Below are 22839 nucleotides of genomic sequence, written 5' to 3' on the forward strand. Positions count from 1 at the left end.
ATAGGTGAAATTGTCTGGTTTTCATCAATATTGTAACTGGAGCTGTAAATCTTTCGTTAGTTTAGCTAGCTATAATAAATAACGTAAGCGTCATGACCTACGCAATTAAAATAGTTTTACATAAAGCACTGGCGCAATAACACCAAAATGTTGAGAGGGGATTAGTGAATGAAACCATGGACTAGTGCACTGCTCGCGGCAGGCATCTTAATAGGTGGGGGTTCCGTATGGCAGGGAAGTTTTGCTCAAGCAGCTTTCGTACCTTCTAAAGTAACAACTCCGATTGAAATTGCATTAAAAGCAGAAGGAAATAGCAAGGGAAGCACCTCCCCAACGCTGATCTCGAGCAAAGTGAAACAAAGCAAAGTAAAGGTATTATCAACTACCGCCAAAGTCCAGATTAAAAACACAGAGGTGGCTTTGGAATATCCCCAAGTGAGCGGATTGAACAACAAAAAGGCTGAATCGGCTATCAACAAGGTGCTGAAAAACGAGGTTGATGCATTGGTGGCAAATTTCAAAAAAGAAGCAAAGGGATTTGAAAAACCTACAGCAGAGCGCCCGCATGAATTAATGAGTTCATATGAGGTGATGTATAACGAGAATGGTGTAATTAGTTTTGTAACGTCAAGTTACGCAATTCACGGAGGGGCAAACGGTAGAAATATTCGTAATGGACACACATTTGCACTGAGTACAGGCAAAGAGTTGACTCTGTATGATGTCTTGCAAAACAGTAAATCCATGCTTGATAAGCTCAGCAAGAACGTTGGGGAGCAGTTGGAAGCTAAATACAATGTCCGAAGCGAATATAAAGGTCTGGATAAAGATCAGGATTTCTATGTAACTCCTAAAGGGGTCGTGGTGTTCTTCCAACAATATGAGTACACTTCCCGTGCAGAAGGGTTTCCCGAATTTACTTTTAAATATAAAGAAGTTCTTCCTAAAGGAGCAGTACCTTTCAGTAACCTGAAAAAGAAATAAATGACGAACATGAAAAGAAGATTTAACTTCGCAAATTGGAACAATAGCTGCAGATCTTCCCTGGAATGGGTTAATGGTTAGTAAGAGGTAAGCGTGTGACTAATACACAATCGTCGTATATGGTGACGTAAGCAATGAATCTGATGGTGGATAACAGAGAGGAGTTTTTTAGATGAAAACATGGAAAAAGTGGACGAGTGCATTATTGGCAGCAGGTGTAATTATGGGAGGAAGCACAGCATGGATGGATCAATCGGTTCAAGCAGCATCCGTATCTGCCAAAGTAACTGCACCGGCTGAAGTAACGTTGAAATCAGGTGGAAAAACCCTCACGCAAAAAGGGTTGCTCCAAGGTGGATCTACATGGGTGGCGCTGACAGCAGTTAAGGATGTAGCAGGTGGGACATTGAAATATGATGCAAAAACAAAGTCATATACCGTAACTGCAGCGAACAATGCAATGACTGTTAGTTTGATGGATGGACAGCCAAACGTATATATTAATGGTTTTTATCCTCAAGTGGAAGCAAAGTTGATCCAGGGTCGTTTGTACATCCCGTTCTCTGCAATGAGAGATTATTTGGGTGTACAGGGTAACTGGGATGCCAAAACCAAAACACTGACCCTGAGTAAAGTGAAACAAAATAACGTTCAGGTGAAATCGACCAAAGCGAATGTAACCGTTAAAAATGCTGAGGTGGATGTGCAGTACCCGCAAGTGAGCGGACTAGCGAGCAAAGAGGCCGAAGCTGCGATTAACAAAGTGCTCAAAGATGAAGTGGACACCGCTGTTGCGGCGTTCAAAAAACAAACGTCAGAATTCGGTGGAGCAACCGCAAATCGTCCATATGCATTCGAAGCTTCTTATGTGGTGACTTACAATGAGAACGGTGTGCTGGGTCTGATCACTCAACGTTATGAGGACTATGCAGGCGCACATGGCATGACGACTCGCGCCGGTCATACGTTTGCTCTCGACACAGGTAAAGAGCTGACACTGGATGATGTAATTGCAAACAACAAATCGATGCGTGAAACGATCAGCAAAAAGGTTGGCGAGCAACTGAAAGCGAACGCGGGAACCCTGAACGACTACAAAGGCCTTAACAAAGATCAGGATTTCTACGTGACGCCAACAGGCGCAGTGGTATTCTTCCAGTTGTATGAGTACACCGCGTATGCGGAGGGCTTCCCTGAATTCAAGTTCACTTACAAAGATATTCTGCCTAAAGGAACCGCACCATTCAGCAACGTAGCTTCTGAGAAGTAAGTTCGTTTTAGCTTAGATGAAATCATAAAATAAAATAAATTCAAGTCAAAACAAGACAAGAGCACTTATACCTTTTATTCGTGAAAAATAATAAAGCAGAAGCCTCCGTCAAAGCAAGAGTGACGGGGGCTTCTGCTTTATGCAGGCAATGCACCCCAAGACCGGGTGGTGATATTGCCTGTTTATAATTAAAAAGCGCAGAGCGTGCTCACCTATATTCAGGTGATGCCCGCCCTGCGCTTATTTACGTTGTCTCCAGGTAGCTAAAGCTTAGATGCCTTGGGAGCCTACGTTTTGGATTACTTTATCGATGATACCGTAATCGGCTGCTTCAGCAGCACTCATGAAGTAGTCACGATCTGTATCTTTTTCGATACGCTCCAGAGGTTGACCTGTGCGCTCGGAGATGATGCGGTTCAAGGTATCACGCATTTTCAGAATGCGACGTGCACGGATTTCGATGTCCGACGCTTGACCTTGTGCGCCACCCAGTGGTTGGTGAATCATAATTTCACTGTTTGGCAACGCAAAACGTTTGCCTTTTGCACCGGCATTCAACAAGAATGCACCCATAGAAGCCGCCATACCTACGCAGATCGTAGATACATCCGGTTTAATGAACTGCATTGTATCGTAAATTGCCATCCCCGCTGTGATGGATCCGCCTGGGCTGTTGATGTATAGGTGAATGTCTTTCTCCGGATCTTCCGCTGCCAGGAACAACATCTGTGCCATGATGGCATTCGCTACAACGTCATTCACGTCGCTGCCAAGGAAAATGATACGATCCTTCAGCAATCTGGAATAAATATCATAGGCGCGCTCACCCCGGTTGCTCTGTTCAACGACCATTGGAATATAACTCACGTGAAAAACCTCCTCGGAAATGTAAATGTTAAATGGTGTTTATACTTAAACTGTTACCGTATTAACCACATCATAAACAATCTCAAACAAAAAGTCAAAGAAAGTCAAACTAAGTTTGAAAAAAAAGAAACCTTTCCGGTTTCGTTGGTTAAATGCATTATGAGCTGTTAAAAAATTAAGTGGCGCGCCCGCCAAGAATCGAACTTGGATCTCAGGCTTCGGAGGCCTACGTCATATCCATTGGACCACGGGCGCAAATTATGTGACAGCAATAATGATTATAGCTTATGCACTGGTGAATTGCAAGCAGTTGCTTTGCATGAACATGGTGTGGTTTTCCTTACGATTAATGGGCTCACGTTGTCTTTCATGAATGGGCTGAGTTATTCCGAAGATGGTTTGAATTGTTTCGGAAATGATCATGATGAAGAAAGATGGATAAAGCTTGTATTTCAGTACATGCTATAAGAAGTTTTGGACATGCCCTATGAAAATGAAACACAGCAAGATATAGATGTTATGTGTGGACTTCTTCTATATATGGTGTGAGATCCTCATTTCCTTATCTCGATGTGTAAAGGTTGTGAAAATAGGCGCGTACAAACGACTGCTAACCTGTCGAAATAAGCAATCGAAACACTTGCATCTCGCGTCAGTTTTAGGTAGAATGAACGTGGGACTTAAAAAGTTAACCCGGGACATTTTAAGGCCATGCAGAAAGCTTGGAACATGAAGCTTGCGGGAGTGGAAAGCATGCGAACGATCTTGGAAGTGCAAAAGCAGCTTCTGCCCGATCTCATGGATGTCTTGAAAAAACGCTATACGATTCTGCACCAGATCATGTTATCGGATGTGATTGGGCGGAGAACGTTAGCCAATTCCATGCAGATGACCGAGCGGGTTCTGAGAGCTGAGACCGATCTGTTAAAGGCTCAGGGACTTATCGAAATTGACAGTGCAGGGATGAAGATCAGCGAGGCGGGTTATAATTTGCTGCAGCAATTAGAACCTGTCGCGAAAGAGCTGTTTGGATTATCCGAGCTGGAAGAGCGAATCAAGCAAGCCTACGGTCTGCAAAAGGTAGTCGTGGTTCCTGGTGATTCGGATATATCTCCTTACGCCAAAAGGGAGCTTGGAAGAGCTGGAGCAAAAGCTCTCAGCAGTATCATGAATGACAACGACGTTGTCGCTGTAACAGGCGGATCAACAACGGCCGAAGTCGCAGAACAACTCACACCACCGACTTCAATGAAGGGTGTCTGGTTTGTACCAGCACGTGGCGGGTTGGGAGAGAGCCTGGAAATTCAGGCAAATACGATTGCATCCACGATGGCAAAACGGACAGGGGCTCAATACAAACTCCTGCATGTACCGGATTTGCTTAGTGACCATGCCTATGAATCACTGATCCAGGACCCGGGAGTTCAGGAGATTTTACAGCTGATCAGGCAATCGCGCATCGTAATTCATGGCATTGGTGATGCTGTGGAGATGGCGAAGAGACGCAAGCTTGCACCGGAGATCATTGACGAACTTCAGGAGCAGGGAGCTGTATCGGAGTCCTTCGGGTATTACTTCAATGGTCAGGGTGAGGTGGTACATACCATGCTTACGCTGGGCATGCGGCTTCAGGATATCGAACGCACCGATGTAGTCATTGGCATTGCGGGCGGCAAAAGCAAGGCAGCTGCCATCCATTCCGTACTGCGGTTCGGACAGGAAGATATTCTGATTATTGATGAGGCTGCGGCCGAAGTCATCGTCGCTGACATGGAAAAGATCTAACTTTTCAGAGATGAAATGGTTTTATTTTGAACACAACTCTTGTTGTCTTGACGGACTTTACCGTCTGTCTTGAATATATAGTTTCATAAAAAACTAATCAAAACTTGGGAGGAACTTACTCATGATTAAAGTAGGTATTAACGGTTTTGGACGTATTGGTCGTTTGGCATTCCGCCGTATTCAAAATGTAGAGGGCATTGAAGTTGTAGCAATCAACGACTTGACTGACGCTAAAATGCTGGCTCATTTGCTCAAATATGATACAACTCAAGGTCGCTTCGATGGCGATGTTGAAGTACATGATGGTTTCTTCAAAGTAAACGGCAAAGAAGTTAAAGTACTTGCTAACCGTAACCCTGAAGAACTGCCTTGGGGAGACCTGGGTGTAGACATCGTTCTGGAATGTACTGGTTTCTTCACAACAAAAGAAGCTGCTGAGAAACACTTGAAAGGTGGAGCTAAGAAAGTTGTTATCTCCGCACCAGCTACTGGCGACATGAAAACCATCGTTTACAACGTAAACCATGAAATTCTCGACGGTACTGAAACTGTAATCTCCGGCGCATCTTGCACAACAAACTGCCTGGCACCTATGGCAAAAACACTGCAAGACAAATTCGGAATCGTTCAAGGTTTGATGACTACAATTCACGCTTACACTGGCGACCAAAACACATTGGATGCTCCACACCCTAAAGGTGACTTCCGTCGTGCTCGCGCAGCAGCTGAAAACATCATTCCTAACACAACTGGTGCTGCTAAAGCAATCGGTCTGGTTATCCCTGAACTGCAAGGCAAATTGGATGGTGCAGCTCAACGTGTACCAGTAGCTACTGGTTCCCTGACTGAGCTTGTAACTGTTCTGGGCAAAAAAGTTACTGCTGAAGAAGTTAACGCAGTTATGAAAGAAGCTTCCGATCCACAAACTTTCGGATACACTGAAGACGAAATCGTATCTTCCGATATCCAAGGAATCACTTTCGGTTCCCTGTTTGATGCAACTCAAACTAAAGTTCTGACTGTTGGCGACCAACAACTGGTTAAAACTGTAGCTTGGTATGACAACGAAATGTCCTACACAGCTCAATTGGTTCGCACATTGGAGCACTTTGCAAAAATGATCAAGTAATATCTGTAATAACATAGAGCGGAAACAGATTGTTATTGTTTCCGCTCTTTATATATGGATATTTAGTTAATTTCTCATGAACACCAGGACTGACAAGGGATTCAGCTCTTGAAAGGTTCACCAAATACATGGGTGCGGAGGAAATAGAGATGAACAAAAAAAGTGTACGCGATATCGAATTGAATGGAAAACGGGTATTTGTCCGTGTAGATTTCAATGTGCCGCTCGAAGATGGTAAAATTACAGATGACAAACGTATTCGTGCAACACTGCCTACGATCAACTTCCTGATCGAAAAAGGTGCAAAAGTAATCTTGGCGAGCCACATGGGACGTCCAAAGGGTGAAGTTGTAGAATCCATGCGTTTGACACCAGCAGCTGAGCGTTTGTCTGAATTGCTGGGTAAACCGGTTACTAAAGCGGATGATTCCGTAGGTGAAGCGGTTAAGGCTCAAGTCGCGGCATTGAACGATGGCGACGTATTGTTGCTTGAGAACGTTCGTTTCCACGCAGGCGAAGAGAAAAACGATCCGGAACTGGCAAAACAATTTGCTGAACTGGCTGACGTATTCGTTAACGATGCATTCGGCGCTGCTCACAGAGCACATGCTTCGACTGAAGGAATCGCTCACTTGCTTCCAGCAGTGTCCGGTTTGTTGATGGAAAAAGAGCTTGATGTGTTGGGTAAAGCCATCTCCAACCCTGAGCGTCCTTTCACAGCAATCATCGGTGGTTCCAAAGTAAAAGACAAAATCGATGTGATCGACAACCTGCTTAACATTGCAGACAACGTAATCATCGGTGGTGGTTTGTCTTACACATTCATGAAAGCTCAAGGCCACGAAGTAGGTCAATCCCTGCTGGATGAGTCCAAATTGGATGTAGCACTTGGCTTTATCGAAAAAGCGAAAAAATTGGGTAAAAACTTCTACCTGCCAGTGGATATCGTAATCTCTGACGATTTCAGTGCGGACGCAAACACAAAAATCGTTGAAGTTGGCGACATTCCTGCAGATTGGGAAGGTATCGACATCGGTCCTAAAACACGTGAGATCTACGCTGACGTTGTTAAAAACTCCAAACTGGTTGTATGGAACGGACCTATGGGCGTATTCGAAATCGAGCCATTCTCCCACGGTACTCGTGCAGTAGCAGAAGCTTGTGCTACAACATCTGCTTACACAGTTATCGGCGGAGGCGACTCTGCAGCAGCAGCTGAGAAGTTCAAATTGGCTGACAAAATGGACCACATCTCCACAGGTGGCGGTGCATCGCTCGAGTTCATGGAAGGCAAAGTGCTTCCAGGCGTAGTTGCATTGAACGACAAGTAAGCTTTAAGCTATAGCATGAAGGAGTTGAAACCAATGAGAACACCAATTATCGCGGGTAACTGGAAAATGTTCAAAACGGTTTCCGAATCCAATGACTTCATTCAGGAAGTTAAAGGAAAAGCGGAAGTCGCAGGCGTAGAAACAGTAATCTGTGCACCTTTTACAAACCTGCCATCTCTGGTAGAAGCTGTGAAAGGCACTAACATCAAAATCGGTGCACAAAATCTTCACTTCGAAGACAATGGTGCGTTCACTGGTGAAATCAGCGGTATCATGCTGAAAGAACTGGGTGTTGATTACGTGATTATCGGTCACTCGGAGCGCCGTCAGTATTTTGCGGAAACCGATGAGACTGTCAATAAAAAGTTGCATGCAGCATTCCGTCATGGATTGACTCCAATCTTCTGCCTTGGTGAAACGCTTGAAGAGCGCGAAGCAAACCAAACAAAAGACGTATGTAAAGTGCAAACCGAAGCGGCTTTTGCAGGTCTGTCTGCAGAGCAAGCGGCACAAGTCGTTATCGCTTATGAGCCAATCTGGGCGATTGGTACAGGCAAATCCTCCACATCCCAAGATGCGAATGAAGTTATTGCTTACATCCGTACATTGGTGAAGGATCTGTACAACGAGCAGGTTGCAGATGCGGTTCGTATCCAATACGGCGGCAGCGTGAAACCGGAAAACGTAACAGAATACCTCGGACAAAGCGACATCGACGGCGCACTTGTTGGCGGTGCCAGCTTGCAGCCGGCTTCGTTCATCGCGCTTGTTGAGGGGGCGAAGTAAGATGACAGCTCCAAAACCTGTAGCACTGATCATTATGGATGGCTTCGGTCTGCGTAACACGGTGGAAGGCAATGCGGTAGCGCAAGCCAAGAAACCGAACTATGACCGTTTCATGAGCCAGTTCCCACACACAACTTTGACTGCATGCGGTGAGGCTGTAGGTTTGCCGGAAGGACAAATGGGGAACTCCGAGGTAGGTCACTTGAACATTGGTGCCGGCCGGATCGTATATCAGGATTTGACCCGTATCTCCAAATCGATTCGTGACGGCGAGTTCTATGACAATGAAACACTTGTCAAAGCGGTGCGCGAAGCGAAACAGAACGGTAAAAAGCTTCATCTCTACGGCTTGTTGTCCGATGGTGGCGTACATAGTCACATCGACCACTTGTTCGCGATGCTGGATCTGGCTAAAAAAGAAGAAATGAATGAAGTATACATTCATGCCTTCCTGGATGGCCGTGATGTTATGCCGGATAGTGGTAAAGACTTCATGCAGAAGCTGATCGCTAAGATTGATGAAGTGGGTGTAGGTAAAATCGCAACGGTTCAAGGCCGCTACTATGCTATGGACCGTGACAAACGCTGGGAGCGTGTGGAGAAATCTTACCGTGCCATCGTTTATGGTGATGGGCCGAAATACACTGATCCACTCAAAGCGGTTGAGGAATCGTATGAGAAATCCGTATTTGATGAGTTCGTTGAACCAACGGTTATCGTTCAAGCGGATGGTGAGCCGGTAGGTCTGGTAGAGAGTGGCGATTCCGTCATCTTCCTGAACTTCCGTCCTGACCGTGCAATCCAGTTGTCGCAAGTATTCACGAACTCCGATTTCCGCGGTTTCGATCGTGGGCCGAAGTTCCCTGTGGGCTTGCACTTTGTGTGCCTGACGTTGTTCAGCGAAACGGTTGAAGGTTATGTGGCTTACTCGCCTAAAAACCTCGACAATACGCTGGGTGAAGTGCTGGTACAGAATAACAAAAAACAACTGCGTATTGCAGAAACGGAGAAGTACCCGCACGTAACCTTCTTCTTCAGCGGCGGCCGTGACGTAGAGCTTCCGGGCGAAACTCGCGTGCTGATTAACTCACCTAAGGTGGCGACGTATGACCTGCAACCGGAGATGAGCGCTTATGAAGTAGCCGATGCAGCAGTCCGTGAGATTGAAGCGGATAAACACGATGCGATTATCCTGAACTTTGCTAACCCTGACATGGTTGGACACTCCGGTATGCTGGAGCCTACGATCAAAGCGGTTGAAGTGACGGATGAGTGCATGGGTCGCGTTGTAGACGCGGTACTTGCCAAAGGCGGCGTGGTGCTGATCACTGCGGATCATGGTAATGCGGATATGGTGTTTGATGAGCAAGGACGTCCGTTCACAGCTCATACAACGAACCCGGTTCCATTTATCGTGACTGATCCAAATGTAACGTTGCGTGAAGGTGGAATTCTGGCCGATATTGCGCCAACGATTCTTGACCTGATGCAATTGCCACAACCGGAAGAGATGACAGGTACATCTGTCATTGCTACCCGTAAGTAAGTTGCACAGCCAACATATATGAAATTGGGAAGTTTGGCGTTTGCCCCTGAACGGAGTCAGCAGAAATGGTCTGAAGAAGCGTGAGCGTTCGCCTTTATCACTAGGATTCCAACTTATGAGAATAAGTTCAAAGGAATCCGGGGATAACAGCGATCGGAAGACGATTCTGCTGATGTAGTGGATAAGGGGAAACACAAGTGGTCCTAATTTTTAATAAATTCAAAATTAAAGGAGATTATCACTCATGACTATTATTTCTGACGTGTACGCTCGCGAAGTCCTCGACTCCCGCGGTAACCCTACAGTTGAAGTTGAAGTATACCTGGAGTCCGGCGCAATCGGACGCGCAATCGTTCCATCTGGTGCATCCACTGGTGCCCACGAAGCAGTTGAGCTTCGCGATGGTGATAAATCCCGTTACCTCGGTAAAGGCGTTCTGCAAGCTGTTAAAAACGTAAATGAAATCATCGCTCCAGAAGTAATCGGTATGGATGCATTGGATCAACTGGGTATCGACAGATTGATGATCGCTTTGGATGGTACGCCAAACAAAGGTAAATTGGGCGCAAACGCAATCCTGGCTGTATCCATGGCTGTAGCTCGCGCTGCTGCTGATGCTCTGGAATTGCCACTGTATGTTTACCTGGGTGGATTCAACGCAAAAGCATTGCCAGTACCAATGATGAACATCATCAACGGTGGTGAGCACGCAGACAACAACATCGACGTACAAGAGTTCATGGTATTGCCAGTTGGCGCACCTAGCTTCAAAGAAGCTCTTCGCGTAGGCGCAGAAATCTTCCACAACCTGAAATCCGTACTGAGCTCCAAAGGCTTGAACACAGCTGTAGGTGACGAAGGTGGTTTCGCACCAAACCTGGGTTCTAACGAAGAAGCAATCACTACAATTATCGAAGCAATCGAAAAAGCTGGTTACAAACCAGGTGTTGACGTATTCTTGGGTATGGACGTTGCTTCCACTGAGTTCTACAAAGATGGTAAATACACTTTGGCTGGTGAAGGTAAATCTTACACTTCCGCTGAGTATGTTGACCTTCTGGCTTCTTGGGTTGAGAAGTACCCAATCATCACGATTGAAGACGGTATGTCCGAAGATGACTGGGATGGTTGGAAATTGCTCACTGAAAAATTGGGTGACAAAGTACAACTCGTTGGTGACGACTTGTTCGTAACGAACACTGAGCGTCTTGCTAGAGGTATTGAGCAAGGTATCGGTAACTCCATCCTGATCAAAGTAAACCAAATCGGTACCCTGACTGAAACATTCGATGCAATCGAGATGGCTAAACGTGCAGGATACACTGCTGTAATCTCCCACCGTTCCGGTGAGTCCGAAGACAGCACAATCGCTGACATCGCTGTTGCAACAAACGCGGGTCAAATCAAAACGGGTGCTCCTTCCCGTACAGACCGTATCGCAAAATACAACCAATTGCTTCGCATTGAAGATCAATTGGATGAGCTTGCTCAATACAATGGTCTTAAAGGATTCTACAACCTCAAAAAATAAGCTGTGTACACAGCTTTTCGGGCAAGCCGGGTAACCGGCTTGTCTTTTTTATGATTATATATGGTGCTGTAGAGTGTGGATGTAGTAGTTATATGAATACTGGGTGTCCAATTTTGAAATTTAAGGGAAATAGGGTGTGGTGTACTACTTGTATCACGCCTATAGCTATGCTACAATTAAAGTAACTGTTTTTATGGTCAGATGTTATGCCCACATGGGTAGGAGGTGGAAAGAATGGATATTGCTTTGAAATTGCTGCTCGTTGTTTTCTCGATCGGTCTAATCACTGTAGTATTGCTGCAGCACGGGAAAAGCGCTGGTTTGGCGGGTGCCATCTCCGGTGGTGCGGAACATCTTTTCGGTAAAACGAAAGCGCGCGGATTGGATCTTTTCTTGCAACGTGCAACGGTGGTACTGGGTGCAGGATTTATGATTTTGGCTGTTATTGTTACGATCGTTTCGAAGTAACTAGCAGTCAGCAAGAAACCGAATAGCTGAAGCCAATGGCTTAACGGATAAACCTTCGTTTCGTGCAGAAACGGGGGTTTTTTAGTAGAAATTTATTGCTCCAAAGTTTTCCATTTATATTGCTATATAGGCCATCTAGTCCTTCATGAAATTGAGGGATACTGTATTTTGCTTGTAACTTCTGTTCGATTCCCCCTTACTGTTTTAGAGACCCATTTCAGGCAGGTATGCCCCGGCGAGATGTAAAAATCCTGTGATTAATACTTCAAACGTATAGATGAGATTTGTGGTAAAACTAATTTTCTAAATACTAATTTAAATCAGATCGGGCATATCACATACTGCATAAACTGTTTGAAGGAGCAGACTCAAACGGCTAACTTGGAACGTTAAGAGACCAAGGGTCTTTTTTGGGTAGCTACGGATGGGCTGGATTGAATTCGTGTATACTAGGGTATGAGATAGTAAGGGCGCGGTAATCATACGCATTTTACTATATGGCATCTATACGAATACGGCACGAATTCCGATACATAAAGAGAAGAGATCAGACTATACTCTTACGTTTCCCGAGGTGAAAATTAATGATAACCGAACAACAATTGCTTGACTTCATGCGGGAGACCGCTTATAAACCGATGACTTATCAGGAGCTGGAACAGCACTTTCAGATTGAAGATGCTGCTGATTTCCGAGCCTTTTTGATTATGCTGAATACGCTGGAGGAATCCGGCCAAATTTTGCTGACCAGTAACAACCGCTATGGTATGCCAGAACGTATGAATCTGGTGCGTGGGCGCTTGCAGGCGCATGCGAAGGGGTTTGCTTTTCTGATTCCAGAAGACCGCGAACACCCGGACGTATATATCCATGCCAATGATATGAAAAGTGCAATGAATGGCGATATTGTGCTTGTGAAAGTAACGTCCCAAGGACCGTCCGGTGGTCGCCTGGAGGGTGAAATTGTACGGATTGTGACTCGTGCAATTACACAAGTTGTGGGTGTTTTTCAGAGCCACGAAGTGTACGGATTTGTAATTCCGGATGATAAACGGATTAATCGTGATATTTTTATCCCGCGTACGAACTTTGCTGGTGCTGTAGATGGACAGAAGGTTGTTGCCAAGATTGTCAGTTACCCGGAAGGTCGTGCAGCGGCTGAGGGTGAGATTATCGAGATTTTGGGTCACAAGGATGAGCCGGGCATTGATATTTTATCCGTCATTCGCAAGCATCAGTTGCCTGAAGCTTTCCCGGATGAAGTGATGCAAGAGGCGGAGAAAGCGCCGGATTCCATTACAGATGAAGAGATTATTCAGCAGGGACGCCGCGACTTGCGTGGTCTGAACATCGTTACGATTGATGGTGAGGATGCGAAAGATCTGGATGATGCGGTTAACGTGGAAAAACTGCCGAACGGCAACTACCGTCTGGGCGTGCATATTGCCGATGTAGGTTACTACGTGCGTGAGAACTCCAAACTGGATCAGGAAGCATATAACCGCGGATGCAGTGTGTATCTCGTGGACCGGGTTATTCCGATGCTGCCACAACGTCTGTCGAACGGGATCTGTAGTTTGCATCCACAGGTGGATCGTCTAACGTTGTCTTGTGAGATGGAATTTAACGACCAGATGAAGGTTGTGAAACACGACATTTTCACGAGTGTCATCAAAACGAAGGAACGTATGACCTATACCAACGTACGCAAAATCCTGGAAGGTGAAGAGCCGGAGTTGTTGGAGCGTTATAAAGATTTGGTGGATGATTTCCACCTGATGAAAGAGATTGCCTTGAAGCTACGTGCGATGCGTATGCGCCGCGGGGCGGTTGATTTTGATTTTGAAGAGTCCAAAATCATTGTCGATGAGAATTGCAAACCGGTGGATATTGTGAAACGGGAGCGTTCCATTGCAGAACAAATCATTGAGGAGTTCATGCTTGCAGCCAATGAGACCGTAGCGGAGCATTTTCACTGGCTTAAAGTGCCGTTTATCTATCGTGTGCATGAAGACCCGGATCAGGAAAAACTGCAAAACTTCCTCGCTTTTGCGGCGAATTTTGGACACCAGGTCAAAGGGCGTGGCAATGCCATTCATCCAAGGGCGCTTCAATCACTACTGGAGGATATTAACGGTACCAAAGAGCAGACGGTCATCAGCACGATGATGCTACGTTCCATGAAACAAGCGAAGTATGATTCGGAGATGTCTGGCCACTTTGGTCTAGCTGCTGAGTTCTATAGTCACTTTACATCCCCGATTCGTCGTTATCCCGATCTGGTTATTCACCGGGTCATTCGTGAAGTGATTGAGAACAAAGGAGCATTACCGGAGAATCGCCAAGAGTATCTGGCAAGCCGGATGTCGGATATCGCCCAGCAGTCTTCAGAGCGCGAGCGTGTGGCGGTGGAAGCTGAGCGCGATACGGAGAAAATGAAGAAAGCCGAGTACATGCTCGATAAGGTCGGCGAAGAGTTCGAAGGCATCATCAGCAGCGTAACCAGCTTCGGTATGTTTATTGAGCTGGAGAACACGGTAGAAGGTCTGATTCGACTTAGCGCGCTGACAGATGACTATTATCATTTTGATGATCAGCATATGGCCTTGATTGGTGAGCGTACATCCAAAGTATTCCGTATTGGTGACGAAGTGAAGATTCGCGTAGCACGAGTGAGTATGGAAGAGTACACGATTGATTTTGAAATGGTCGATATGAAACCTCGCCGAGAACGCGATGGCGGTTTCGATCGTGGTGCTCGCAGTGGTAAAGGTGGTCGTCCTGGTAGCGGCGGCGGCCGAGGTGGAGCCAAAGGTGGCTTCGGTGGAAACCGTGGTGGAAAAGGCGGTGCTGCAGCTGCTGGTTCAGGCGGTAAACGTGACCGAGGCGGCAGATCTGCAGAAGAGAGTGGTAAAGGTGCCCGCGGTGGCCGTGGTGGAGCGGCAAATGCCGGAGCAAGCGCAGGCTCATCAGCAGGTGGGTTTGCTGGTAAAGGCAGCGGCAGACCGAAAGGTGAACGTCGTGCGAGTGATGCAAGTGCAGGCACAGGCGCTTCAGGTAGTCGTGGTAAAGGTGCAGTGAGCTTTGGTTTTGGTTCAGGCAAAGGCGGGTATAGCTCATCCCCAGCGGGTCAGGAATCAGGTGAGCGCGGCCAAGGAAGTAGCCTGAATGGCAGCAGCCGTGGCGAAGGAAGCTTCAAATCCGGTAAGGGCGGTAGCGGTAAAGGTGGCAAAGGCGGAGGTAAACGTAAGAACACCTCACCTAGCGGTATCTTTATCGGGGAAAATGCTACACCGGGCGGCGCGCAAGAAGGCGGAGCACCACGCCGTAAACGTAAGAAAAACAAAGGCGGGGCCGGGAATGGGACAGCCGCTTTTGTTCGGAAGAAAAAGAAGTAAGTGAGAAGCCAGAAGAGGCGGCGCAGGCCGCCTCTTTCTTGATTTTAACAGCCGTCCTTGCTACAATTAAGGTCTGGCACAGGTTTTTTGGTGCAACATGGATGCTATGCTGGTACAGCATGGTACGGGTTTATTTTACGAAGAAGGAGTGAGGACATGGGCAAGAATGATGGGCAGAACAAAGTGCTTGCACAGAACAAAAAGGCTTCCCATGACTACTTCATTGAAGATACGTATGAAGCGGGCATGGTGCTGACCGGCACAGAAATCAAGTCGATTCGTAACGGTCGTGCGAACATTGGAGACTCATTTGCAACGATTCGTAACGGTGAGATTCATATTCACAATATGCATATCAGTCCTTTTGAACAAGGCAATCGGCATAATCCGCTTGATCCAACACGCACACGTAAATTGTTAATGCATAAGGTGCAAATTCATAAGCTACTTGGGTTGTCCAAGCAGGATGGATACAGCATTGTGCCGCTGAAAATTTATATTCGTAATGGCTATGCGAAGCTGCTACTTGGCTTGGGTAAAGGTAAGAAGCAGTATGATAAACGTGACACTGCCGCGAAGCGGGATGCTCAACGTGATATCCAACGTGCACTGCGCGAGAAGCAGAAGGTTGCGCGTTAAGAGAGAACTACGTTTCTCCAATGTTCATTCGCGTCGAGAAAATCGGAATCGATGGAGTCTCGCAGTTTGCCTATGTATGGGTGAGTGTGAGGCTTTTTTTATTTTGTAGATTGCGTAAATTTGTGCACCGGTGGGTAAATTAATTAAACCAACGGTTGTAGCTGGGTAAACTTTACTTCCGATGAGTCACGCGGTATAATATGTAGACGATTGAGCCTGATGGCGTGGTTAGTTGGCTAGTTTGGATAACCTTTCATCTGCGCTCAGTAGACTGGATTGCTTTCCAGCAATCCGCACTATATCGGTGATTCGGGCTGTGATATGATTATTCATGTAGCAGACAGGAATGCCGAGTATGTAAGAAACATCTTTTCACCTTGGAGGGATTAGATGTGCAGCACCTTTGCTCCGTATTCACGGATTAATCCTGGAGCCCTTCTTCATTGAGGGGGCGTTTATGGATTCGACGGGGATAGTTCGAGCATGGGTAGCGGGTAGTGGGGACGCGTCCGCTTTATCAACGCTAAAGCCTATTAAACGGCAAACAACAAACAAACTACGCTTTCGCAGCCTAAGAAACTGTGTGCGTGCTTCTACCCTGCATCGCCCATGTGACAGGACTAGGGGCTAACAAGTAGTGGGATACGCTGTCACATCTCCGCCTGGGGTGTGCTGAAGAAGACAATCAGGCTGACCCAACGTATAGCCGGTTACGGGGCGATACTCGGGTGACATCAAAACTGTGACTACACCCGTAGAAGCTTATGTGTCGTTATCTTCGGACAGGGGTTCGACTCCCCTCGCCTCCATTAGATTCAACTCAAAAGCCATCAACCAGTGTTCTGGTTGGTGGTTTTTCTGTTTATGCTATAATAAGCATAAATTTAGATTGGGGGGCTCCAGATGTTTGAAACTCGAGAACAGCTCCAAGAAATTTTAAAAAAGGCGAATCAACATGCGCGGAAACAAGCTAAAGAATCAGGTGCCTCAATTTATTATATGAAAAACAACAAACGTGTTCGTGAGGATGCTGAAGGAAATAAATTTGAAATTATATTTGATGCTACTGGGAAACGCCAGGAGTTTGAGTATCATGAATGAAACCGGACCAGTCATGACTGTGTTTGCGGTACCAATGGAGCAGGGAAAAGTACACTTAGCATGCAAATGAGAGAGTGGCTTGGTGAACTGGTTGATCCGGATCAAATTGCTAGAGAGTTGAAGCCAGAGAATCCGCGCAGTGCTGACCTATCTGCTGGTAGGGAAGCTGTAAAAAGGATCCGATCTCTCATTAAAAGTGGTGTAAACTTCGCTATTGAAACGACATTGTCCGGATCATTTGTTTTAAAACACATGGAAATTGCAAAAGCAAACAGTTACGAAATTGTTGTTTACTATATCGGTCTTGAGGATGTTCAAATGCATATAGATCGAGTTGCATCTCGTGTTGAACAAGGTGGACATTGGATTGCAGAAGAAGACATTCGTTATCGATATGGTCAGTCATTGAAGAACCTTATACCGGCTCTGGCCATTGCAGATCAGGTAATCATTATTGATAATACATACGAGCCTTTAATTGTTGCGGAAATCAGACAGGGTAATTTGATCTATAGTGTGGAGTGCATACCCGCATGGGCTAATCCTGTTCTTAAGGATTACTGATACTCGGGTGACATCAAAACTGTGACTACACCCGTAGAAGCTTATGTGTCGTTATCTTCGGACAGGAGTTTGATTCCTCTGGCTTCTATGCCTCTATTAGAGTCAAAAAACCATCAATCAGTGTCTGATTGATGGTTTTTCTGTAGATTAGCGAAGTACATTAAAATATAAAGAAAGGAGCCCTAATTATGCTTATACGATATTTTAAAGGTGCAGGCAGTTCATTATTCATAAGTATTCTAATTTATCTATTAACGGTCCCAATCCACTATGAGTATCTCACATTTCAACTTGGAATGATCGCTTTATACGTTTATGTTAGTTGTATATTGGGGATCATCTTATACTCAATCCTTGTTAAGTATAAAAAAGAGGCAAAGTATATATTTTGTTTCTTCTTATATATCCTATTAGGAGGTTTGGCATCTATAGCCTACTGGCCACTATTTTTCATATTTATAGTAGGTTCTTTGGTGTTTTATTTAGTTCAATTAGTACAAAAAAATAAGTTCCCTATAGTGTTGTCCATATCGGGGCCCATATTCTTGATTATAATCCTTATCCTAAACTGAAAAGATATGAGCTACCCTTTTACAGGCCAAGAAGTCGATTCATTCTATCTTGAATTCAATAAAACTGGTGAACAAGAAATATCACATAAGGAGTTAACCCCAGATGAGTGAAAAACACTGGCTTGTCGTGCAATATCCACTAAAGAGTGCGAACGGTAGCAAACGTGATCAGTGGTTGAAGGAAAAGGCCATGGAGTATCTTGAAACTGCTCTAACCCAGCATGAACTGGGGGAAGTGGATGGATGCGATATAGGAAGCAGCGTGGCTGATCCGAAGAAATATGTGATGAACATCTTCTGTGTGGTGACGGACGAAGAGCGGGGCATAGCATTGGTCAAAAAAGTGCTTCGAGAGAGCCGGCTGGATTACACCCGCATCCTCATTGCAACCATGCCTTACGGCACAGAAGACAGCTACACGCTGAAATTTGCTTCCCAAAAGGGTGTCACTGAGTTCTCACTAATAATCTCAACTACGTATACTATATGAGCGATCTTCACAGTTAACCGTGGAGGTCGTTTTTTTATGCTGAATAAGGCACGTCCATATCGAGTACGGCATTTTTCCACCTAATGCCCAACCTCTCTACCAATACAAACTAGCACAGAGCGATAAAAGGTGTTGAGGCTCTTCCAGATCCAGGCATATAATATACAATTGTATGCAGTCCGAGGGAGTGTGAATCTCTCGGAAATCTGAGAAGAATGGGGGGGCCCGTATTGAGCAGGAAGTTAAACCTGATATTACGTCTAAGAGAGTTTTTGCAACGAAAGCCCAAAACACTCGCCTTTAAAATTCCCTTTGCGTACTTTGTTATTATTCTGCTAACGGTGGCGTTTAGTGCGCTGGTGTTGAACCGTATTTCGGAAAATGATGCGCAGGAGAAGATCAACGAAGCGTCTCTGCAGACGATTACGTCGATCCAGACGAATGTCAATCTGATGATCGAGAATGTGAACAATTATTCGAAAATGATTTTCTCCGATCCGAACCTGCAAAACCTGCTAAGGCAAGGCAATGTATATTCTAATTTGCAGATGCAATCCAAGGTTAGTTCGTATTTGACCAACCTTATGCAAGCGGTTCCAATAATTGATTCAGTCTACATTTATGACAACTCGGGACACCGTTTTTCGGTGGGCACACAGCAATGGCCTGCTTTTCTCGAAGCGAATGTGAAGGATGCACCGTGGTATGAGCAAGCTCTGAATTACAAAGGGCGATACCTGCTCAGGCTGAATGGCGGTGACAGCAACGAAAAGCAAGCCGGAGTCGGAGCGGTGGCAGAGAACATGAACAACACTGTATACACACGGGCAGATGTAAAAGAAAATAAACGTCAGAACTCTCCTAATCATGAATTTGTTAACAAAGTGACGAGCAAGAACTCGAACAATAATGATCGAGGTACTGAGCAACTCAATAGAGAAATTCATGAAAACGAAAACACTAACAACATGGACAGCAAAAATACCAACGATATAAACAATAGTCAAAATGTCGGCATGCCCCCGGCCAACGGTAGAAGTTTAGAAATGGAGACGGAGAAGGAAACAGAACAGGGGAAAGAAAAAGAGAAAAAAAATGAAAATGAGAAACAAAAAGAGAAAGTGGTCTCTTTTATTCGTTTAATGCGCGACCTGGACGATACCTCTCCACTCGGCTTTCTGGTCATGAACATCAAAGAGAAATCCATTGCGCAGGCCTACGCTAATCTACCGGCATCCGATTCATTTCAGGTAGCCATTCTGGACGAGCATCAGCAGATTATCGCATCGAATGCCACTACAAATACGGCAACAAACACCATGACAAATGCTGTAAAGAAAGCAGCTTCTACAGCCTCTTCAACATCTCTGGCATACACAGCCTCATCAAAATCTACCGCACATACAGCAACTCCAACAACTACGGAATCAGAAGAAGCAATTCCATCTGATGCATCCTCGTCCACAGCTCAGAAACAAGCAAGTATGCAAGAGATTTTAAAGACGAATCAAGCGAAGTTAAAACAGGCGTTTCAGGAACAGCCTTCAGGCGTTCTGACTCTACATTCCGGAGGACAAGATTACGCGGTGACCTACCGCTCAGCGGGTGAAGATCAGTGGAAATACATCAGCATGAGTCCATACCGTGCAACAGATACACGCAACACATCTCTTGTTTTGCTTGCTTTTATGCTGCTGGCGGTGAATGGGTCTGTCTTTTTTATCAGTTCTTTTATTATCTCTCGTAGCGTCATCAAGCCGATTCATAAGTTACTCCGATCCATGCAAAAAGCACCCAGTGGCAACTTCCGTAAAGTTAAAGTGGAGCTGAACAGTTACGAATTTGAACAGCTGTACAGTGGCTACAACCAGATGATTGAGCAGATCGAGCAGATGCTCAGTCGCATTATTCAGGAACAACAGACGATCCGCCGAGCTGAGCTAAACACGCTCCAAGCACAGATCAAACCGCATTTTCTGTACAACACACTCGACTCGATTACTTCTCTTGCAATGTCGGGTATGAATGACAAGGTGTGTGAGATGTTGGAGGCACTCGGAAGTTATTATCGGCTGAGTGTGAGCAAAGGCAATGAGGTCATCACACTACGCGAAGAGGTTGAGATTGTACGTCATTATCTAAGCATCCAACAGGTACGTTATCCGGGTGTATTTGAAGTGCAGTACGATATCGATCCGGACTGTGAGCAGGTGATTATTCCCAAACTCGTACTCCAACCCCTGGTGGAAAATTCACTCTATCATGGTATTCGCGCCAAAAGCAGCTCAGGCATTATACGTATTCAGGCGCAGCAATCGGGAGATAGCGTTACTCTAACTCTTACGGACGACGGAGTAGGTATGTCCGAGGAACAAGTGCAACAGATTCAGCGCACAGAAAAGCACAACTTCATCCGACTCGTGCATGATCAGTCAGAGCCTAGCTCCTTCAGCGCCCCCGACCTAACTAATCTAGCTACTCCCGCCATTAACTTCAATGTGAATGCAAGCTTTGGTCTGTGGGGAACGATGGAGCGACTGCGTATATTTTATGATCGTGAAGATGTGTTGAAGCTTGAGAGTGTGCCTGGAAAAGGAACCATCATAACCATTACGATCCCGAAGGGAGACGTTGGATCATGGAACCATTAAAAGTACTGCTCGTGGATGACGAATATCTCATCCGAAATCTACTACGTATGCGCATCGATTGGCAGGAACAAGGCATGCAGATCGTTGGCGAAGCCTGCGATGCGTCAGAAGCCTTAGAGCAGATAGAGTTGTTACATCCCGACATCGTATTCACGGATATTTATATGCCCAAGATGGACGGCATTGAGCTGAGTGGCCTCATCTTGAAGCGTTATCCGAACATCAAAATTGTAGTGGTGACAGGACACGATGAATTTGAATATGCACGTCAGAGTGTGAAGCTGGGCATATCCGATTTTATTTTGAAACCGATTCGAGCTTCTGAATTATTACAGGTTACCACCAAGCTGCGAGCGGCTATCGAGCAGGAGAGAGGAAGGGAGTATGAGCTGACCAAGCTACGAGAGGAGATGAAGCGCAGTCTGCCGTATCTCAAGGAACGTTTTATGAATCAGTGGCTGCAAGGGGTGTTGCATGAGGAAGAGGTGCGGGAACAGGTGCGTTTCTTCGACATTCCAATCGCTGCGGATAACCCACAATCTCGAGTAGCCATCATCGAGGTACAGGCCGCGATACCTTCACAAACGGAGACTTCTACAGAGGAAGTTCAGATCCTGATGCGTATGGATGGTTTGAAGCACGTACAGGCCTATTACCAGCAGGATATATACAAAATCATTGTCATGGACACACACAATCGTATTGTCATCCTTACGACCCACCCTGATGCCAAGTTAACCGAGCAGGCCGAGCAACTTCTGGGTGAACTGCGATGTCTGCTGAAAGTTGACGGTTCCGAAGCAGACGTAACGATCGGGATCGGACAGCTACACTCTGGGTGGGAGGGCGTCTGTATGGCTTACCGTGAAGCATGTCGTGCTCTGGATTATCAGACGTTTGTGGGGAGAAACCAGGTCATCTGCTTCGAGGATCTCGTGATCGAAAGCGATAAACACAGTCAGCCGTATCGCTCGGATAAAGGGCTTCTAGAGCAGCTACAGTTCTGCATTAGCGTTGGTGCGGGAGAGGAGGCTGCGTCTTTGCTTCAACAGATCCTTGCTACCCCATTCTCCAATCCAGCACAGTTCCGTATGGCGGCTATGGATGTAATTACCGAATGCCAACGTGCCGCCATGGAGCAGCAACTTGAGGGTGAGCAGGTATTCAACCAAGAAGCTGTTGCCATGATGTTGATGGCAGAGCATTTACCAGACTTGAGAGCGATGCTGGAGCAACATGTCCTGTCCATATCGGGTGTGATTAAAGCCAAACGACAAGCGAAGGAAGTTAATTTAATCGATCAGGTCAAGGCGTATTTGGAAGAGCAGATGAGCAATGCAGAGGTGGGGCTATCGAGTACAGCCGCTGCTTTTTACGTAAGTCCGGGTCACTTGGGGCGTTTGATGAAAAAAGAAACCGGGCAGACGTTTGTCGAATATTTAACGCAGCTTCGTATGAAAAAGGCCGAATCCTTGCTGAAGCAGACGGATTTGAAAGGGTATGAGATCGGGGAGCAGGTAGGCATCCCGGACCCGCACTATTTCAGCGTGTTATTCAAAAAACAGTTCGGTCGCTCCATGAACGAGTACCGAAATGTCAAAAGTTAGCCCTGCACATTTCAATATTTGGACGCGCTTTCATATATGTTCGAATATTACAAGTTGATGCCTGTTTTCTAAATGGAGCACAGTGCGAACCACTACTAAAATATGGTTAGAACCAATAAA

General features: G+C 45.8%; 17 protein-coding genes, 1 tRNA gene and 1 other RNA gene. 17 read left to right on the forward strand and 2 right to left on the reverse strand.

The features are described 5' to 3' along the window. The first annotated feature begins 168 nt into the window (after positions 1-168). A complete protein-coding gene (locus H7T88_RS20795; RefSeq protein ID WP_221790106.1) occupies positions 169-984 on the forward strand; it encodes a DUF3298 and DUF4163 domain-containing protein in 816 nt (271 codons plus the stop codon). Positions 985-1156: 172 nt separating this feature from the next. Beyond that, complete coding sequence (locus H7T88_RS20800) at positions 1157-2254, forward strand: stalk domain-containing protein (protein ID WP_221790107.1); 1098 nt, start codon at positions 1157-1159, stop codon at positions 2252-2254. A 270-nt stretch (positions 2255-2524) separates the two neighbouring features. Here H7T88_RS20800 and clpP read toward each other — a convergent pair whose 3' ends face one another. Beyond that, a complete protein-coding gene (gene clpP, locus H7T88_RS20805; protein WP_090924795.1) occupies positions 2525-3121 on the reverse strand; it encodes an ATP-dependent Clp endopeptidase proteolytic subunit ClpP in 597 nt (198 codons plus the stop codon). Between the two features lie 180 nt (positions 3122-3301). Then, positions 3302-3376, reverse strand: a tRNA-Arg gene (locus H7T88_RS20810). Between the two features lie 498 nt (positions 3377-3874). Here H7T88_RS20810 and H7T88_RS20815 point away from each other — a divergent pair. From H7T88_RS20815 to H7T88_RS20890, 15 genes are all read left to right on the forward strand, one after another. Continuing rightward, on the forward strand, positions 3875-4906 hold the full coding sequence (locus H7T88_RS20815) for a sugar-binding transcriptional regulator (protein ID WP_221790187.1): 1032 nt from the start codon (positions 3875-3877) through the stop codon (positions 4904-4906). 121 nt (positions 4907-5027) lie between these two features. Next, positions 5028-6035, forward strand: coding sequence for a type I glyceraldehyde-3-phosphate dehydrogenase (gene gap, locus H7T88_RS20820; protein ID WP_056695277.1), 1008 nt, complete (start codon positions 5028-5030; stop codon positions 6033-6035). 149 nt (positions 6036-6184) lie between these two features. Beyond that, positions 6185-7366, forward strand: a complete 1182-nt coding sequence (locus H7T88_RS20825) for a phosphoglycerate kinase (RefSeq protein ID WP_090924797.1) — start codon at positions 6185-6187, stop codon at positions 7364-7366. A 33-nt stretch (positions 7367-7399) separates the two neighbouring features. Then, positions 7400-8152, forward strand: a complete 753-nt coding sequence (gene tpiA / locus H7T88_RS20830) for a triose-phosphate isomerase (RefSeq protein WP_221790108.1) — start codon at positions 7400-7402, stop codon at positions 8150-8152. 1 nt (position 8153) lies between these two features. Further along, the gene (gene gpmI / locus H7T88_RS20835) at positions 8154-9698 is read left to right on the forward strand and encodes a 2,3-bisphosphoglycerate-independent phosphoglycerate mutase (RefSeq protein ID WP_154891553.1); all 1545 of its coding nucleotides are present in this window, start codon (positions 8154-8156) and stop codon (positions 9696-9698) included. A 244-nt stretch (positions 9699-9942) separates the two neighbouring features. Next, complete coding sequence (eno, locus tag H7T88_RS20840; RefSeq protein WP_090924800.1) at positions 9943-11229, forward strand: phosphopyruvate hydratase; 1287 nt, start codon at positions 9943-9945, stop codon at positions 11227-11229. Between the two features lie 234 nt (positions 11230-11463). Then, positions 11464-11697, forward strand: a complete 234-nt coding sequence (secG, locus tag H7T88_RS20845) for a preprotein translocase subunit SecG (RefSeq protein ID WP_090924801.1) — start codon at positions 11464-11466, stop codon at positions 11695-11697. A gap of 584 nt (positions 11698-12281) precedes the next feature. Continuing rightward, positions 12282-15095 carry a ribonuclease R gene (gene rnr, locus H7T88_RS20850; protein ID WP_221790110.1) on the forward strand — a complete coding sequence of 938 codons (2814 nt, stop codon included), beginning with the start codon at positions 12282-12284 and terminating at the stop codon, positions 15093-15095. Between the two features lie 156 nt (positions 15096-15251). After that, the gene (smpB, locus tag H7T88_RS20855; RefSeq protein ID WP_090924803.1) at positions 15252-15734 is read left to right on the forward strand and encodes an SsrA-binding protein SmpB; all 483 of its coding nucleotides are present in this window, start codon (positions 15252-15254) and stop codon (positions 15732-15734) included. A 447-nt stretch (positions 15735-16181) separates the two neighbouring features. Next, positions 16182-16546, forward strand: a transfer-messenger RNA (tmRNA) gene (ssrA, locus tag H7T88_RS20860). Positions 16547-16637: 91 nt separating this feature from the next. Further along, positions 16638-16835: a hypothetical protein gene (locus H7T88_RS20865; RefSeq protein WP_221790112.1), complete on the forward strand. Its 198-nt coding sequence runs from the start codon at positions 16638-16640 to the stop codon at positions 16833-16835. A 66-nt stretch (positions 16836-16901) separates the two neighbouring features. After that, entirely contained in the window at positions 16902-17399 is a 498-nt protein-coding gene (locus H7T88_RS20870) for an ATPase (protein WP_260511039.1), read from the forward strand. A gap of 675 nt (positions 17400-18074) precedes the next feature. After that, complete coding sequence (locus tag H7T88_RS20875) at positions 18075-18461, forward strand: hypothetical protein (RefSeq protein WP_221790114.1); 387 nt, start codon at positions 18075-18077, stop codon at positions 18459-18461. A 230-nt stretch (positions 18462-18691) separates the two neighbouring features. Further along, a complete protein-coding gene (locus tag H7T88_RS28865; protein ID WP_260511040.1) occupies positions 18692-21112 on the forward strand; it encodes a cache domain-containing sensor histidine kinase in 2421 nt (806 codons plus the stop codon). Then, positions 21100-22719, forward strand: coding sequence for a response regulator (locus H7T88_RS20890; protein ID WP_221790115.1), 1620 nt, complete (start codon positions 21100-21102; stop codon positions 22717-22719). The genes H7T88_RS28865 and H7T88_RS20890 overlap by 13 nt, the downstream gene beginning before the upstream one ends. Positions 22720-22839 lie beyond the last annotated feature (120 nt).

Source organism: Paenibacillus cucumis (ex Kampfer et al. 2016) (assembly GCF_019748695.1).
Classification (GTDB): Bacteria; Bacillota; Bacilli; order Paenibacillales; family Paenibacillaceae; genus Paenibacillus; species Paenibacillus polysaccharolyticus.

Coding starts and splice junctions, on each gene's coding strand:
- H7T88_RS20795 (WP_221790106.1), top strand. CDS start 169: ATGAAACCATGGACTAGTGCACTGCTCGCGGCAGGCATCTTAATAGGT.
- H7T88_RS20800 (WP_221790107.1), top strand. CDS start 1,157: ATGAAAACATGGAAAAAGTGGACGAGTGCATTATTGGCAGCAGGTGTA.
- H7T88_RS20815 (WP_221790187.1), top strand. CDS start 3,875: ATGCGAACGATCTTGGAAGTGCAAAAGCAGCTTCTGCCCGATCTCATG.
- gap (WP_056695277.1), top strand. CDS start 5,028: ATGATTAAAGTAGGTATTAACGGTTTTGGACGTATTGGTCGTTTGGCA.
- H7T88_RS20825 (WP_090924797.1), top strand. CDS start 6,185: ATGAACAAAAAAAGTGTACGCGATATCGAATTGAATGGAAAACGGGTA.
- tpiA (WP_221790108.1), top strand. CDS start 7,400: ATGAGAACACCAATTATCGCGGGTAACTGGAAAATGTTCAAAACGGTT.
- gpmI (WP_154891553.1), top strand. CDS start 8,154: ATGACAGCTCCAAAACCTGTAGCACTGATCATTATGGATGGCTTCGGT.
- eno (WP_090924800.1), top strand. CDS start 9,943: ATGACTATTATTTCTGACGTGTACGCTCGCGAAGTCCTCGACTCCCGC.
- secG (WP_090924801.1), top strand. CDS start 11,464: ATGGATATTGCTTTGAAATTGCTGCTCGTTGTTTTCTCGATCGGTCTA.
- rnr (WP_221790110.1), top strand. CDS start 12,282: ATGATAACCGAACAACAATTGCTTGACTTCATGCGGGAGACCGCTTAT.
- smpB (WP_090924803.1), top strand. CDS start 15,252: ATGGGCAAGAATGATGGGCAGAACAAAGTGCTTGCACAGAACAAAAAG.
- H7T88_RS20865 (WP_221790112.1), top strand. CDS start 16,638: ATGTTTGAAACTCGAGAACAGCTCCAAGAAATTTTAAAAAAGGCGAAT.
- H7T88_RS20870 (WP_260511039.1), top strand. CDS start 16,902: ATGAGAGAGTGGCTTGGTGAACTGGTTGATCCGGATCAAATTGCTAGA.
- H7T88_RS20875 (WP_221790114.1), top strand. CDS start 18,075: ATGAGTGAAAAACACTGGCTTGTCGTGCAATATCCACTAAAGAGTGCG.
- H7T88_RS20890 (WP_221790115.1), top strand. CDS start 21,100: ATGGAACCATTAAAAGTACTGCTCGTGGATGACGAATATCTCATCCGA.